We start from the raw sequence: 14,122 nt of genomic DNA on the forward strand, positions 1-14,122 counted from the left end.
TGGCGAAGAGAGCCTGAAAAGGAAGGGTGTGTTGGCGCGAATACGCCCTTGATCAGTGACGACTCGATCGGGTATCCGGCACGCGGTTCACCGGGCCTCGGCGAGCCGTCCCGCGTCGCGGGCCAGCGCGGTGAGCCGTGAGATCGCCCGGAAGTACTTCTTGCGGTAGCCGCCCTTCAGCATCTCCTCGCTGAACAGCCGGTCGAACGGCAGTCCCGAGGCGAGCACGGGCACCTCGCGGTCGTAGAGCCGGTCCGCGAGGACGACCAGCCTGAGCGCGGTCGACTGGTCCGGCACCGGACGCACACCGGTGAGGCACACCGCGCGGAGTCCGTCGGTCAGGGCGCCGTAGCGGCTGGGGTGGACCCGCGCGAGATGCTCCAGCAGGTCGGGGAAGGCGTCGAGCGAGGCGCCCTCGGTGGCCTGCGCCGTCCGCGTCACCAGCTCGTCGGAGTACGGGGCCGGCGCCTCGGGCAGGCCCCGGTGGCGGTAGTCCTCGCCGTCGATGCGCAGGGCGCGGAAGTGGGCCGACAGGCCCTGGATCTCGCGCAGGAAGTCCGCCGCCGCGAACCGGCCCTCGCCGAGCTTGCCCGGCAGCGTGTTCGAGGTGGCGGCGAGCGCCACGCCGGCCTCGACCAGCTTCCCCAGCAGGGTGGAGACGAGGACGGTGTCGCCCGGGTCGTCCAGCTCGAACTCGTCGATGCACAGCAGGCGGTGCCCGGAGAGGGTCTGCACGGTCTGCTGGAAGCCGAGGGCGCCGACCAGGTTGGTCAGCTCCACGAAGGTGCCGAACGCCTTGCGGGAGGGCTCGGCGGGGGTGGCGTGCCACAGGGAGGCCAGCAGGTGGGTCTTGCCGACGCCGTAGCCGCCGTCGAGGTAGACGCCGCGCGGCCCGGCCGGGGCCTTCTTCGGCGCCCTGCCGAAGCCGAACAGCCGGCGCCGGCCCGGGGCGCCGGCCGCCGCCCCGTCGAGGCCGGCCGCGAAGCCGCCGAGGACGCGCACGGCCTCGGTCTGGCTCGGCTGGTTCGGGTCCGGGATGTAGGTGTCGAAGCGGACCGAGTCGAACCGCGGCGGCGGCACCATCTCGGCGACGAGCCGGTCCGCGGGCACGCGCGGCTCACGGGCGCACAGGGACAGCGGAGCCACGTCGGCCAGGGGACCGGGGCCGGAGGCGGGGGAGGAGGACGACACGGTCCCCCATGCTACGGCCCGTGGAAGACTGCACCGTATGCGACGCCTGTTCCCCGTGACCGACGTGACCGACGAGACAGCGGCCCGCGAGTGGAGCCTCGCCGAGCTCGCCGCCGCGTACGCCTACCCCGGGCCGGGGCCCGGCGGCCGGGAGCCGTGGCTGCGGGCCAACATGGTGTCCACCCTCGACGGGGCCGCCCAGCACGACGGCCGCTCGCAGCCCATCTCCTGCGCGGCCGACATGCGGATCTTCGGCACGCTGCGGGCGCTCGCCGACGTCGTGGTCGTCGGCGCGCAGACGGTACGTCAGGAGGGGTACCGTCCGGCACGCGCACGCGCGGAGTTCGCGGCCGCGCGGGAGGCGGCCGGACAGGGGCCCGCGCCCGTGATCGCGGTGGTGACGGCCGGCCTGGACCTGGACTTCTCGCTGCCGCTGTTCACCTCCCCCCTGGTGCCCACCCTGCTGCTGACCGGCGCCGGGGCGGCCCCGGACCGGGTGGCCGCCGCCGAGCGGGCGGGCGTTCGGGTGGTCACCGCCGGGGAGGGGGAAACGGTGGACCCCGCGCGGGCGGTGCGGGCCCTCGCCGACCTCGGGCACACCAGGCTGCTGACCGAGGGCGGGCCGCGGCTGCTGGGCCGGCTGGTGGCGGCCGGGGTGCTGGACGAGCTCTGCCTGACCGTCTCGCCGATGCTCACCGCCGGTGACGCGCAGCGCATCGCCGGTGGACCGTCCGTAACACTTCCGCGGCGTTTCACGCTGAAGTCGATGTTGGAGGAGGACGGTTTCCTCTTCACGCGGTACCAGCGGTCCTGACGTCCGCGGGGGAGCGCCCCATGGTGGCCGCTTGTCCGGTGATCGGCGGAACGCATCCGTCCGGCAGCTGCGGGAAGAGGCGACACTGAATCCGGCAGTACCCGTGCGAACACGGGGCAGGATGGTTTCCGCAGGGCCGGGCCCGGCCCACGGAGCAGAGCGGGGCCCCAGGGCCCTCCGAGGAGAAGGGGCGCCTGGTGTTCACCAGCGTACTGATGATCGAGAAGGCCCTGACGTCCGCCGACGTGGAGTTCGTCACCACCTTGCACGGCGACGAGCCGGTCTCCTTCCACGTGCTGCTCCAGCCGCGCGGCGAACAGGCCGACCGGCTGCTGAGGGCGATCGACGACGTCGCGCTCGGCGAGCTCGACGAGGCCGTCCGCGAGGGCGAGACCCCCGAGGGCGAGGAGGCCAAGACCATGGGGGAGCGGGCCCTGGAGGTGTCCCTGCAGGCCCTGCGCGCGACCGGCGACACGGCGGACGGCCGGCTCGTCGAGGACCACCCCCTGGACGCGCTGAAGGCCGTCGTGGAGGAGGTCGGCGCGGACGAGGTGATCGTCCTGACCGACCCGCACTACGTGGAGGAGTTCTTCCACCGCGACTGGGCCTCCCGGGCCCGGCACAAGGTCGGGGTGCCGGTGCTGAAACTCTTCTCGCACAGCAAGGCATAGGCTGGGGCGGCGCTCTCCCGGCCTCCGGCGGGAGCGCGAAGACCGCCGTCCCGCTCGTCGCACCACTGGGAGAACACGCATGGCACCCGGCCTTCCTACCGCCATGGACCGACCGCACTTCATCGGCATCGGCGGCGCCGGGATGTCGGGCATCGCCAAGATCCTCGCCCAGCGCGGGGCGAAGGTGGCCGGCAGCGACGCCAAGGACTCCGCGACCGCCGACGCCCTGCGCGCGCTGGGCGCCACCGTCCACATCGGGCACGCCGCCGGGCACCTCGCCGACGACGCCAGCTGTGTGGTCGTCTCCTCCGCGATCCGCGAGGACAACCCCGAACTGGTCCGGGCGGCCGAACTGGGCATCCCGGTGGTGCACCGCTCCGACGCCCTCGCCGCCCTGATGGACGGGCTGCGGCCGATCGCGGTGGCCGGCACCCACGGCAAGACCACCACCACCTCCATGCTGGCCGTCTCCCTCACCGAGCTGGGCCGCGAGCCGTCGTACGCGATCGGCGGCGACCTGGACGCCCCCGGCTCCAACGCGCTGCACGGCGCCGGCGAGATCTTCGTCGCCGAGGCCGACGAGTCGGACCGCAGCTTCCACACGTACGCGCCCGAGGTCGCGATCATCCTCAACGTGGAGCTGGACCACCACGCCAACTACGCCTCCATGGAGGAGATCCACGAGTCCTTCGGGACGTTCGTCGGCCGGATCGTGCCCGGCGGCACCCTGGTGATCTCCGCCGACCACGAGGGCGCCCGCGAGCTGACCCGGCGGCTGGACGGCTCGGTGCGGACGGTGACGTACGGCGAGTCGGCGGACGCCGACGTGCGCGTGCTGTCGGTCGTCCCGCAGGGGCTGAAGAGCGAGGTGACCGTCGAGCTCGACGGCGCCCCGCTCACCTTCACCGTGTCGGTCCCCGGCCGGCACTACGCGCACAACGCCGTGGCCGCGCTCGTCGCGGGCGTGGCGCTCGGCGTCCCGGCCGCCGAGCTGGCCCCCGCGCTGGCCGCGTACACCGGGGTGAAGCGGCGCCTCCAGCTCAAGGGCGAGGCCGCCGGCGTGCAGGTCGTCGACTCCTACGCGCACCACCCGACCGAGATGACCGCCGACCTGGAGGCGATGCGCGCCGCCGTCGGGGACGCCCGCATCCTCGTCGTCTTCCAGCCGCACCTGTTCTCCCGCACCCGCGAGCTGGGCAAGGAGATGGGCCGGTCGCTGTCCCTGGCCGACGCCTCGGTGGTGCTGGACGTCTACCCGGCCCGCGAGGACCCGATCCCCGGCGTCACCAGCGAGCTGATCATCGAGGCGGCCCGGGCGGCCGGCGCGGACGTCGCCGCCGTCCACGACAAGGCGGAGATCCCCGAGGTGATCGCGGGAATGGCGAAGCCCGGTGATCTCGTTCTCACCATGGGAGCGGGCGACGTCACCGACCTCGGCCCGCGCATCCTGGACCGTCTGTCGAAGTAAGGGGCTCGATTCTCATGCCGTACGACGTGGAGAAGCCGGACGAGCAGTGGCGCGCGGAACTGTCCCCGTCCGAGTACGCCGTTCTGCGCCAGGCGGCCACGGAACCCGCCTTCACCGGCGAGTACACCGACACCAGGGCCGAGGGCGTCTACTCCTGTCGCGCCTGCGGCGCCGAGCTGTTCACCTCGACCACCAAGTTCGAGTCGCACTGCGGCTGGCCGTCCTTCTACGACCCGAAGGACACCGACGCCGTGGAACTGGTGGAGGACCGGTCGCACGGAATGGTGCGCACCGAGGTCCGCTGCGCCCGCTGCGGCTCCCACCTCGGACACGTGTTCGCGGGTGAGGGGTATGCGACGCCCACGGACCAGCGGTACTGCATCAACAGCATCTCGCTGCGGCTGCGGCCCGCGGAGGGCTGATCCGTCAGGGGCCCCCGCGGTGCGCCCCGTCCGCACCGCTCAGGGGCAGCCGTACGGTGAAGACCGTCGCCCCCGGTCCGCCGCTCAGCTCGATCCCGCCGCCGTGCGCCCGCACCAGGGACCGGGCGACCGCGAGGCCCAGCCCGCTGCCGCCCCGGTCCCGGCTGCGGGCCTTGTCGACCCGGTAGAAGCGGTCGAAGACCCGCTCCCGGTCCTCCGCCGGGACACCGGGGCCCGCGTCGGTGACCCGCACCAGCGCCGAGTCACCGGCGACGCGGACCGCCACGGACACCCGGGTACCGGCCGGGGTGTGCACGGCGGCGTTGGTGAGCAGGTTGTCCAGGACCTGCCGTACGCGCTGCGGATCGAGCCGCAGGACCAGCGGGCCGGCGCCGGCCGTCACCGTCAGCGGATGCCCCGGGTGGCTCGCCCGGAACGCGTCGGCGGCCTGCTGGACCAGCTCCGCCAGATCCGTGTCCGCCGTCCGCAGCGGCGCCTCCACCTCCGCCGCGTCCAGCCGGGCGAGCAGCAGCAGATCGTCGAGGAGCACGCCCATCCGGGCGGCCTCCGCCCGCAGCCGGGCCAGGTGCCGCTCGCGTTCGGCGGGTTCGTTGGCGGCGGCGTACTGGAACAGGTCCGCGTAGCCGCGCACCGACATCAGCGGGGTGCGCAGTTCGTGCGAGGCGTCCGCCACGAACCGGCGCAGCCGCAGCTCCGCCTCCGCGCGCACCGCGAGGGAGCCGTCGATGTGCTCCAGCATCGTGTTGAACGCGGTGCGCAGCTCCGCCACCTCCGGGCCGCCGTCCCGTCCGCCCGCGCGCAGCGGCAGCCGGGCCGCCGACTCGGTCAGGTCGTGCGAGGCGATGCCGTGCGCGGTGTGCGCCATGTCGCTCAGCGGCTTCAGCCCGCGCCGCAGCATCCGCCGCCCGAACACCACCAGGGCCAGCAGCGCCAGCGCGAACACCACGACCTGCACGGTGATCAGCTGCCCGACGGTCTCCTCGATGTCCTCCACGGGCGCGGCGCTCACCAGCACCACCCCCGGTTCGACCTCGCAGCCGCGCAGCCGGTAGGTGCCCTCCCCGCGGATGCGCGCGGTGCGCGTCAGGTCGGTGTCGGAGCGCGCCATCGCCCGCGCGAGGTCGGCCAGGGCGCGGGTGTCCTCGGGCACGTCGGAGGGCCTGCGCAGGGTGACGGCGTCGCCGGAGACGTCGTACACCGCCGTGTACCAGCCGTAGTACGGCTTCCGCCGGACCGTGCCGTGCGCCGCGGCGTCCTTGGCCTGCACGGCCTGGATCAGCTTCAGCTGGTCGCCCAGCTGCCGCTCCAGATAGTCGTGCATGGACGTGGTGAGCGCGGTGCCGACGACCGCGAACACCGCCAGCGACAGCACCCCGAGGCCCAGCGCCAGCCGGGTGCCCAGGCGCATCCGCCGGTACGTCTCCCGCGGCCGCCGGACGACCGCCCTCACTCGGCGGCCTGCCGGATCACGTACCCGAAGCCCCGCACCGTCTGGATCAGCGGCGCACCGGTGTCGTCCAGCTTGCGCCGCAGCCGGCTCACCACCAGCTCCACCACGTTGGAACGGCCCCCGAAGCCGTACTCCCACACGTGGTCCAGGATCTGCGCCTTGGTCAGCACGGTGGGCGAGCGCCGCATCAGATAGCGCAGCACCTCGTACTCGGTCGGCGTCAGCGACAGCAGCCGCTCGCCGCGCCGCACCTCGCGGGTGTCCTCGTCCATCGTCAGGTCCGCCACCCGCAGCACCGACCGCCGGTACCCCGGCCCCGCGCTGCGCCGCAGCACCGTCCGCAGCCGGGCCATCAGCTCCTCCACGGCGAACGGCTTGACCAGGTAGTCGTCCCCGCCCCGGGTCAGCCCCGCCACCCGGTCGGCGACCCCGTCCCGGGCGGTGAGGAACACCACCGGCACCATCGTCCCGGAACGCCGCAGCCGGTCCAGGACGCCGAAGCCGTCGACGTCCGGCAGCATCAGGTCGAGCACCACGATGTCCGGGCGGAACCCGGCGGCGCGGCGCAGCGCCTCCTCACCCGAGTTGGCGGTGACCGCCTCCCAGCCCTCGTAGCGGGCGACCGTCGCCACCAGGTCGGCTATCGGCGGGTCGTCGTCCACGACGAGGAGTCGTACTTTTTCCACCCGCCCATACTGCGGCACACCGCCTCCGGCGCCAGAGGCGGTGCACCACCGCGTCCTGATCGATAAAAACCTGAAAGTCGACCGACAGGGAATCGACAGCGTCTGTGACCAAGCTCGGTGTCCTACAGGACCCGATCAAGGAGTTTCCGGCGTGACAGCTGTCCACCCGCCTCCCGCACCCCCCACCGCGAGGCGACGCCCCGGAGCGGCGGCGCGCATCGGCCTGTACGCCCTGTCCGCCGCGAACGCGCTGGTGGTGGCCGTCCTCTTCGTCCAGGCGGGCTTCGGCGCCAACGCCCTCGTCGTACTCGGCCGCCTCACCGGCCTGTACGCCGCCCTGCTGATGGCGCTCCAGCTGCTGCTGGTGGCCCGGCTGCCCTGGCTGGACCGCCGGATCGGCATGGACCGGCTGACCCTGTGGCACCGCCGGGTCGGCTTCGGACTGCTGTGGACGCTCCTCGGCCACGCCGTCTTCATCACCTTCGGCTACGCCGAGATGTCCTCGATGGACCCGGTGAACCAGCTCGTCGACCTCGCCGAGACCGTCGAGGGCGTGCTGCGCGCGGTCGTCGCGCTGGCGCTGATCCTCGTCGTCGGCGCGGTCTCCGCCCGCCGCGCCCGGCGCCGCCTCGCCTACGAGACCTGGCACTTCATCCACCTCTACACCTACGTCGCCGTGGTGCTGGCCTTCACCCACCAGGTCGCCGTCGGCTCCACCTTCACCGCCTCGACGGCCGCCACCGCCTACTGGTACGGACTGTGGGGCGCCGCTCTCGCCGCGGTGTTCGCCGGCCGGCTGGTCCTCCCGCTCTGGCGGAACCTGCGCCACCGGCTGCGGGTCACGGCCGTCGTCCCCGAGAACGACCACGTGGTCTCCGTCCACATCACCGGCCGTGACCTGGACCGGCTGCCCGCCCGCGCCGGCCAGTTCTTCCTGTGGCGGTTCCTGACGAAGGACCGCTGGTGGCAGGCGAACCCGTTCTCCCTGTCCGCCGCGCCCGACGGCCGCACCCTGCGGCTCACCGTGAAGGCGGCCGGCGACGGCAGCGCGGCCCTGCGCCACCTGAAGCCCGGCACCCGCGTCTTCGCCGAGGGCCCCTACGGCGCCTTCACCACCCTGCACCGCACCCGCCCGGACGCCCTGCTCATCGCCGGCGGCGTGGGCGTCACCCCGATCCGGGCCCTGCTGGAGGAGCTGGACGGCCACGCCGTCGTCCTCTACCGCGTGAGCACGGAGGCCGACGCCGTGCTCCACGACGAACTGCGCGAACTCGCCCTCGCCAAGGGCGCCGAACTCCACCTGATCACCGGCCCGCCCGTACCGGACCGGCTCGCCCCCGGCGAGCTGTCCCGCCTGGTCCCCGACCTCACCGGCCGGGACGTCTACGTCTGCGGCCCGCCCGGCATGACCACCGCGGTCCTGCGCGGCCTGCGCGAACTGGGCGTACCGAAGCGGCAGATCCACTACGAGCGCTTCAGCCTGGCCGGATGACGGACGCGGGGCGAACGACGGGAACGCAGGGAACGACGGGAACGCAGGGAACGCAGGGAACGAGGAGAACACCGTGAAACGAGCACTGCCCGTCCTGGCCCTGACCGTGGCCGGACTGGTCCCGGTCTGGCGCTACACCCCGTCCGCCCCGGAGCCCGCGGTCGCCGGACCCGCGCCCGCCCCCTCGGTGTCCGCGTCCCCGGGCTCCCCGGGCAGCACCACCCGGGTGGTGGCCGGCCCCACCGTCGACACCGAGAAGGGCCCCGTCCAGGTCGAGGTCACCCTCGACGGCGACCGCATCAGCGCGGTGCGGATGCTCCGGCAGCCGGACCACCCGCAGACCACGGCCGCCGTACCGGTGCTGATCGAGGAGACACTGGAGGCACAGAGCGCCGACGTCGACACGGTCTCCGGCGCCACCGTCACCAGCGACGGCTACCGCGAGTCGCTGCAGGCCGCCCTCGACGCGCAGGGCTCCTGAGATGCGGCGCGTCGAACACGTCATGGGCTTCCCGGTGTCACTGCGCGTCGACGACGAGGGGTTCGGGGAGTCCGCGGCGGACGGCCTCTTCGCCTGGCTGCGCGAGGCCGACGCCCGCTTCAGCCCGTTCCACGAGGACAGCGAGGTCTCCCGCCTGGACCGGGGCGAGCTGGGCCCGGACCGGATCAGCCCCGAGCTGACCGGGATCCTCGACCTGTGCGAGCGGTACCGGATCGCCACCGGGGGCGCGTTCGACGTGCGGCTGCCGGGGCGGCGCCTCGATCCGTGCGCGGTGGTGAAGGGCTGGTCGGTGCAGAAGGGCGCCGAGCTGCTGCGGGCGGCGGGAGCGCGGCGGTTCTGCCTCAACGCCGGCGGGGACGTGGTCGCCGCGGGCGGGCCGTGGCGGGTGGGCGTACGGCACCCGGAACACGCCGACCGGCTGTGCACCGTCCTGGAGCTCACCGACGGCGCGGTCGCGACCTCCGCGCGCTACGAACGCGGCGACCACATCGTCGACGGGCGCACCGGCCGCCCGGCGACCGGCCTGCTCGCCCTGACCGTCACCGCCCCCACCCTGACCCGGGCGGACGCGGTCGCCACCGCGGCCTACGCCCTGGGCCCGGAGGGCGTCGCATGGGCCGCCGCCCGCCCCGGCTGCGAGGTCTTCGCCGTGACGGCGGACCGCCGGGTCCTGCGGTCCCCGGGCTTCCCGGCGGCGGACGCGGCGGGGGAGGCGGCATGACCGCCCGTCCCGCGCGGCACCGCAGCGCCCCCCGAGCGTTTCCCGGCGCCCGTGCCCCCGGCGACACGGGTGTCCGGCGCTTCAAGGCGCTTGCCGGGGGCGCCGTTTAGACTCGACCGGCGTCAGACCGTCAGGCCCAGGCCAGTACCGTCCGTCCACCGGAAGGGTGTTCCGCGTCTTGATACGGATCGATTCAGTCACGAAGCGGTACCCGGACGGCACGGTGGCGGTCGACCGGCTGTCGCTGGAGATCCCCGACCGCTCGATCACCGTCCTCGTCGGACCCTCGGGATGCGGCAAGACGACCACCCTCCGCATGATCAACCGGATGGTCGAACCCACCGAGGGAACGATCCTCCTCGACGGTGAGGACACCCGGCGGCAGCCGGTCACCGCACTGCGCCGGTCCATGGGGTACGTCATCCAGAACGCCGGGCTCTTCCAGCACCGCACGATCGTCGACAACATCGCCACCGTGCCCCGCCTGCTCGGCTGGGGCAGGCAGCGGGCCCGGGAACGGGCGGCGGAGCTGATGGAGCGGGTGGGCCTGGACCCCTCGCTGGCCGAGCGGTACCCGTACCAGCTCTCCGGCGGCCAGCAGCAGCGCGTCGGCGTGGCGCGGGCGCTCGCCGCGGATCCGCCGGTGCTGCTGATGGACGAGCCGTTCTCCGCCGTCGACCCCGTGGTGCGCAAGGGGCTGCAGGACGAACTCCTGCGCATCCAGGACGAGCTGGGCAAGACCATCGTCTTCGTCACCCACGACATCGACGAGGCGGTCAAACTGGGCACCATGGTCGCCGTGCTGCGCGAGGGCGGCCGGCTCGCCCAGTACGCGCCGCCCGCCGAACTGCTGTCGAACCCCGCGGACGGCTTCGTCGAGGACTTCCTCGGCGCCGACCGCGGCATCCGGCGGCTGTCCTTCTTCCCCTCCACCGCACTGGAGCTGACCACCGACGCCGTGATCCCGGCCGACGCCACCGCCGGCCGGATCGCCGCCACCGAGGCCCCCCACCTCCTGGTCACCGACCCCGACGGCCGCCCGCTCGGCTGGGCCGCCCGCGAGGAGCTGACCGCTGGGGACGTCAGGACCGACCGACTGCTGCCGTACGGGCGGCCGTTCGTGCCCGGGACCGACTCCCTGCGGGCCGTCCTCGACCGCGCCGTGCTCTCACCCGTCGGCTGGGCGGTCGCCGTGGACGACGGCGGCCGGGTGACCGGCGTCGTCTCCCAGCAGGCCATCGGCGAGGCCATCCGCACCGCCCACGCGGCCGGTCGCGTGGGCGGGGAGAAGGTCGCGGGATGACCGGCTTCTTCGACATCCCCAGCGACCTCCAGCACAGCTGGGCCGGGCTGATCGGACTGCACATGAGGGAGGCCCTGCTGCCGGTGGCCGCCGGACTGCTCCTCGCGCTGCCGATCGCGCAGCTGTGCGGGCGCTTCCGCTGGCTGTACCCGCCCGTGCTCGGCCTGACGACCGTGCTGTACGCCGTCCCCTCCCTGGCGTTCTTCGTCGTCCTCATCGACTACACCGGCCAGACCGAACTCACCGTGATGATCCCGCTGGCCCTGTACAGCCTGGTCGTCCTGGTCCCGGCCGTCGTCGACGGCGTGCGCTCGGTGCCGGACGAGACCATCGCCGCGGCCACCGCCATGGGCTTCGGCCCCGTACGCCGTTACCTCCAGGTCCAGTTGCCGATCGCGGCGCCCGCCGTCATCGCCGGGCTCCGGGTCGCCACCGCGTCCAGCATCTCCCTGGTCAGTGTCGGCGCCCTGATCGGCAACCAGGGCGCCCTCGGCAACCTGCTCGCCGCCGCGCAGAAGTACGACCGGCCCGAACTCGCGGTGAACGCCGTGGTCACGATGGCCGTCCTGGCGATCGCCTGCGACGCCCTGCTGGTCGTGCTGCGGGTGCTGCTGACGCCGTGGATGCCGCGCGGCGGCACCCGCCCGGAGCCCGCCGCGCGGCGGGCGGAGACCACCCCGGAGGGAGCGGTCCGGTGAACGTCCTCACCTTCGTCGACGCCTTCTTCAGCGACAGCGCCCACTGGCACGGCTACGACGGCATCCCGCAGCGCTTCCGGGAGCACCTCCAGTACTCGGTGCTGGCCCTCGCCGCGGCCGCCGCGATCGGGCTGCCCGTCGGTCTGCTGACCGGCCACACCGGACGCGGCGGCAACGCGCTCGCCTTCCTCGCCAACGCCGCCCGCGCCCTGCCCAGTTTCGGCCTGCTGGTGCTGGCCGTGCTGCTGATCGGCTTCGGTCTGCTGCCCGTCATGATCCCGCTGGTCGTGCTGGCCGTCCCGCCGATCCTGGTGACCACCTACGAGGCGGTCCGCTCCGTGGACCCCGCCCCGGTGGACGCCGCCAGGGGCATGGGCATGCACGAGTCGCGGGTCCTCTTCCAGGTCGAGGTGCCCGTGGCGCTCCCGCTGATCCTCAGCGGCCTGCGCTCCGCGGCCATCCAGATCGTGTCGACGGCCACCATCGCCGCCTACGTCAGTCTCGGCGGACTCGGCCGGTACATCATCGACGGGCTCTACCAGCGCGACTACGAGAAGGTGGTCGGCGGCGCCACGCTGGTGGCCGTCCTGGCGCTGCTCACCCTCGTGGTCTTCTGGGCGGCGGGACGGCTGGTGGTCTCCCCCGGAGTGCGCAGGCGCTGACGTCCGGTCAGATGTACGGCAAACGTGACCCGGACGTTCTTGACTCACCGTGAACGGCTGGATTGGATCGGCGAATGACTCCTACCGCGAAGAGCAGCAGGTCCAGGACGAGGCACACCGGCGCGGCGGCCGCCCTGCTCACCGCCGCGGCGGCGCTGCTCGCGGGCTGTTCCTCCTCCGACGAGACCCCGGACAACCCCCTCGGCGGCGAGAAGGCCGAGGCCGGCACCGTCGTCGTCGGCTCGAACAACTTCGCCGAGAGCACCCTGCTCGCCGACATCTACGGCGAGGCGCTCCGGGCGAAGGGCCTCAAGGTCACCTACAAGCACAACATCGGCAGCCGTGAGACGACGTACGGCCTGATGAAGAACGGCTCCATCACGGTCCTGCCGGAGTACAACGGCTCCCTCCTCGCCTACCTCGACCCCGATGCGGAGCAGGGCTCGGCGGACGCCGTGAACGAGGCCGCCAGGGCCGAGCTGGACAAGTCGCTGACGCTGCTGGAGTCGTCGCCGGCCGAGGACAAGGACTCCATCGGCGTCAACGCGGAGACGGCGGAGAAGTACGGCCTCACCGCCGGGTCGACCCTCGCCGACCTCAAGGACACGGCGCCGGAGATGGTGATCGGCGGCTCGCCCGAGTTCCAGACCCGGCAGCAGGGGCTGAAGGGCCTGGAGACCGTCTACGGACTGAAGTTCAAGTCGTTCAAGGCGCTCGACGCGGGCGGCCCGCTCACCCAGGCGGCGCTCAGCAGGAACGAGGTCCAGGCCGCGGACGTCTTCACCACGGACCCGACCATAGTCAAGGAGAAGTTCGTCGTCCTGAAGGACCCGGAGAACCTCTTCGGCTTCGCCAACGTCACCCCGCTGGTCCGCAAGGAGGGGCTGCCGCAGGAGGGCGTGGAGGCGCTGAACGCGGTCTCCGCGAAGCTCGACACCGAGACCCTCCTCGACCTGGACGCCCAGGTGCAGCTGGAGAAGAAGGACCCGCTGGACGTGGCGAAGGCCTGGCTGAAGTCGGCCGGCCTGGACTGACCCCGCACGGGGTGCGGCGAACGGGCCGCACCCCACGGGCCGTTCACGGCGCCGGGACCGCCTGCGCGATCAGCCGGTCGATCAGCGCGATCAGCACGTCCCGGCACGACTCCCGCTCCCGCGCGTCGCACAGCAGCACCGGCACGCCGTCCGGCAGCGTCAGCGCCTCACGGATGTCCTCGACCGGGTACGGGTGCTCCCCGTGGAAGCCGTTGACGGCGATCACGAACGGGATGCCCCGGCGCTCGAAGAAGTCGATCGCGGCGAAGCTGGTCCTGGGCCTGCGCACGTCCACCAGCACCACCGCGCCCAGGGCGCCGACGGCCAGGTCGTTCCACATGAACCAGAACCGCTGCTGCCCCGGCGTGCCGAAGAGGTACAGCACGAGGTCGTCCGAGACGGAGATCCGGCCGAAGTCCAGGGCGACCGTGGTGGCCCGCTTCTCCTCGACGCCGTTCAGGTCGTCGACGTCCAGACCCGCCATGGTCAGCGGCTCCTCGGTGCGCAGCGGGACGATCTCGCTGACCGAGCCGACCATGGTCGTCTTGCCCACGCCGAAGCCACCGGCGATCAGGATCTTGACCGTGTCGGGTGCCGGACGCGCCGCGGATGCCCGGGCGGTGGTGTCAGAGCCGGCCAAGGCCCTCCCTCACTTTCTGCAGCAGATCCAGGTCCACAGTGGTGCGGTCGACGGGGTGCGGCGGGCGGACGGTGATCCGGCCCGCCTCCAGCAGGTCGCACAGCATGATGACGACCACGCTCATGGGAAGGTCGAGACGCGCGGCGAGCTCGGCGACCGCCACCGGCTCGGCGCACATCCGCAGGATCCGGACGTGCTCGGGCTGCGGCCGGGCCGCCCCCTCGGGCTGCGGATCCGCCGCCGTCACCGTCGTGATGAGCGTGAAGTCGGCGCGGCTGGGCCGGGTCCGGCCACCGGTCAGGGTGAACGGCCGTACGAGCCGGCCCGCCGAGTCGCTTCCGCCCACC

General features: G+C 73.1%; 16 protein-coding genes. 11 read left to right on the forward strand and 5 right to left on the reverse strand.

Translation table 11 applies throughout. The features are described from left to right. Nucleotides 1-87: 87 nt before the first annotated feature. Nucleotides 88-1,191, reverse strand: a complete 1,104-nt coding sequence (zapE, locus tag ACFY3N_RS10460) for a cell division protein ZapE (protein WP_390816214.1) — start codon at nt 1,189-1,191, stop codon at nt 88-90. A gap of 37 nt (nt 1,192-1,228) precedes the next feature. On the opposite strand from zapE, the gene ACFY3N_RS10465 reads away from it, so the two are divergent. The 4 genes from ACFY3N_RS10465 (at nt 1,229) to msrB (ending at nt 4,566) form a co-directional block, all read left to right on the forward strand. Then, nucleotides 1,229-2,005 carry a pyrimidine reductase family protein gene (locus tag ACFY3N_RS10465; protein WP_390816215.1) on the forward strand — a complete coding sequence of 259 codons (777 nt, stop codon included), beginning with the start codon at nt 1,229-1,231 and terminating at the stop codon, nt 2,003-2,005. A 197-nt stretch (nt 2,006-2,202) separates the two neighbouring features. Beyond that, nucleotides 2,203-2,676, forward strand: a complete 474-nt coding sequence (locus ACFY3N_RS10470; RefSeq protein ID WP_390816216.1) for an indole-3-glycerol phosphate synthase — start codon at nt 2,203-2,205, stop codon at nt 2,674-2,676. 79 nt (nt 2,677-2,755) lie between these two features. Continuing rightward, complete coding sequence (gene murC, locus ACFY3N_RS10475; RefSeq protein ID WP_390816217.1) at nt 2,756-4,144, forward strand: UDP-N-acetylmuramate--L-alanine ligase; 1,389 nt, start codon at nt 2,756-2,758, stop codon at nt 4,142-4,144. Between the two features lie 14 nt (nt 4,145-4,158). Further along, nucleotides 4,159-4,566 (forward strand): peptide-methionine (R)-S-oxide reductase MsrB, encoded by a 408-nt coding sequence (msrB, locus tag ACFY3N_RS10480; RefSeq protein WP_390816218.1) that lies wholly within the window; start codon nt 4,159-4,161, stop codon nt 4,564-4,566. Between the two features lie 4 nt (nt 4,567-4,570). Here the strand turns inward: msrB and ACFY3N_RS10485 are convergent, their stop codons facing one another. Both ACFY3N_RS10485 and ACFY3N_RS10490 read right to left on the reverse strand, forming a co-directional pair. Further along, on the reverse strand, nt 4,571-5,995 hold the full coding sequence (locus tag ACFY3N_RS10485) for a sensor histidine kinase (RefSeq protein ID WP_390816219.1): 1,425 nt from the start codon (nt 5,993-5,995) through the stop codon (nt 4,571-4,573). Nucleotides 5,996-6,033: 38 nt separating this feature from the next. Next, nucleotides 6,034-6,723 carry a response regulator transcription factor gene (locus ACFY3N_RS10490; protein ID WP_390816220.1) on the reverse strand — a complete coding sequence of 230 codons (690 nt, stop codon included), beginning with the start codon at nt 6,721-6,723 and terminating at the stop codon, nt 6,034-6,036. Nucleotides 6,724-6,874: 151 nt separating this feature from the next. Between ACFY3N_RS10490 and ACFY3N_RS10495 the strand changes: the two genes are divergently transcribed. The 7 genes from ACFY3N_RS10495 (at nt 6,875) to ACFY3N_RS10525 (ending at nt 13,135) form a co-directional block, all read left to right on the forward strand. Next, nucleotides 6,875-8,215, forward strand: a complete 1,341-nt coding sequence (locus ACFY3N_RS10495) for a ferric reductase-like transmembrane domain-containing protein (RefSeq protein ID WP_390816221.1) — start codon at nt 6,875-6,877, stop codon at nt 8,213-8,215. A 73-nt stretch (nt 8,216-8,288) separates the two neighbouring features. Further along, complete coding sequence (locus ACFY3N_RS10500; protein WP_390816222.1) at nt 8,289-8,696, forward strand: FMN-binding protein; 408 nt, start codon at nt 8,289-8,291, stop codon at nt 8,694-8,696. 1 nt (nt 8,697) lies between these two features. Continuing rightward, entirely contained in the window at nt 8,698-9,438 is a 741-nt protein-coding gene (locus ACFY3N_RS10505) for an FAD:protein FMN transferase (protein WP_390816223.1), read from the forward strand. A gap of 178 nt (nt 9,439-9,616) precedes the next feature. Next, the gene (locus ACFY3N_RS10510; RefSeq protein ID WP_390816224.1) at nt 9,617-10,741 is read left to right on the forward strand and encodes an ABC transporter ATP-binding protein; all 1,125 of its coding nucleotides are present in this window, start codon (nt 9,617-9,619) and stop codon (nt 10,739-10,741) included. Continuing rightward, the gene (locus ACFY3N_RS10515) at nt 10,738-11,439 is read left to right on the forward strand and encodes an ABC transporter permease (protein ID WP_390816225.1); all 702 of its coding nucleotides are present in this window, start codon (nt 10,738-10,740) and stop codon (nt 11,437-11,439) included. The genes ACFY3N_RS10510 and ACFY3N_RS10515 overlap by 4 nt, the downstream gene beginning before the upstream one ends. After that, nucleotides 11,436-12,101 (forward strand): ABC transporter permease, encoded by a 666-nt coding sequence (locus ACFY3N_RS10520; RefSeq protein ID WP_390816226.1) that lies wholly within the window; start codon nt 11,436-11,438, stop codon nt 12,099-12,101. Before ACFY3N_RS10515 ends, ACFY3N_RS10520 begins: the two co-directional genes overlap by 4 nt. A gap of 74 nt (nt 12,102-12,175) precedes the next feature. Then, nucleotides 12,176-13,135, forward strand: coding sequence for an ABC transporter substrate-binding protein (locus tag ACFY3N_RS10525; protein WP_390816227.1), 960 nt, complete (start codon nt 12,176-12,178; stop codon nt 13,133-13,135). 43 nt (nt 13,136-13,178) lie between these two features. Here the strand turns inward: ACFY3N_RS10525 and ACFY3N_RS10530 are convergent, their stop codons facing one another. Then, nucleotides 13,179-13,775 carry an ATP/GTP-binding protein gene (locus ACFY3N_RS10530; protein WP_390816228.1) on the reverse strand — a complete coding sequence of 199 codons (597 nt, stop codon included), beginning with the start codon at nt 13,773-13,775 and terminating at the stop codon, nt 13,179-13,181. Further along, nucleotides 13,762-14,121: a DUF742 domain-containing protein gene (locus tag ACFY3N_RS10535; RefSeq protein ID WP_390816229.1), complete on the reverse strand. Its 360-nt coding sequence runs from the start codon at nt 14,119-14,121 to the stop codon at nt 13,762-13,764. Before ACFY3N_RS10535 ends, ACFY3N_RS10530 begins: the two co-directional genes overlap by 14 nt. Between the last annotated feature and the right edge of the window lies 1 nt (nt 14,122).

Source organism: Streptomyces sp. NPDC000348 (genome assembly GCF_042898795.1).
In the GTDB taxonomy this organism is placed as follows: Bacteria; Actinomycetota; Actinomycetes; order Streptomycetales; family Streptomycetaceae; genus Streptomyces.

What these genes read in the sequence shown, in the direction of transcription:
- ACFY3N_RS10485 (WP_390816219.1), bottom strand. Translation starts at nt 5,995, where the DNA reads ATGCGCCTGGGCACCCGGCTGGCGCTGGGCCTCGGGGTGCTGTCGCTG.
- msrB (WP_390816218.1), top strand. Translation starts at nt 4,159, where the DNA reads ATGCCGTACGACGTGGAGAAGCCGGACGAGCAGTGGCGCGCGGAACTG.
- ACFY3N_RS10515 (WP_390816225.1), top strand. Translation starts at nt 10,738, where the DNA reads ATGACCGGCTTCTTCGACATCCCCAGCGACCTCCAGCACAGCTGGGCC.
- ACFY3N_RS10505 (WP_390816223.1), top strand. Translation starts at nt 8,698, where the DNA reads ATGCGGCGCGTCGAACACGTCATGGGCTTCCCGGTGTCACTGCGCGTC.
- ACFY3N_RS10525 (WP_390816227.1), top strand. Translation starts at nt 12,176, where the DNA reads ATGACTCCTACCGCGAAGAGCAGCAGGTCCAGGACGAGGCACACCGGC.
- ACFY3N_RS10465 (WP_390816215.1), top strand. Translation starts at nt 1,229, where the DNA reads ATGCGACGCCTGTTCCCCGTGACCGACGTGACCGACGAGACAGCGGCC.
- murC (WP_390816217.1), top strand. Translation starts at nt 2,756, where the DNA reads ATGGCACCCGGCCTTCCTACCGCCATGGACCGACCGCACTTCATCGGC.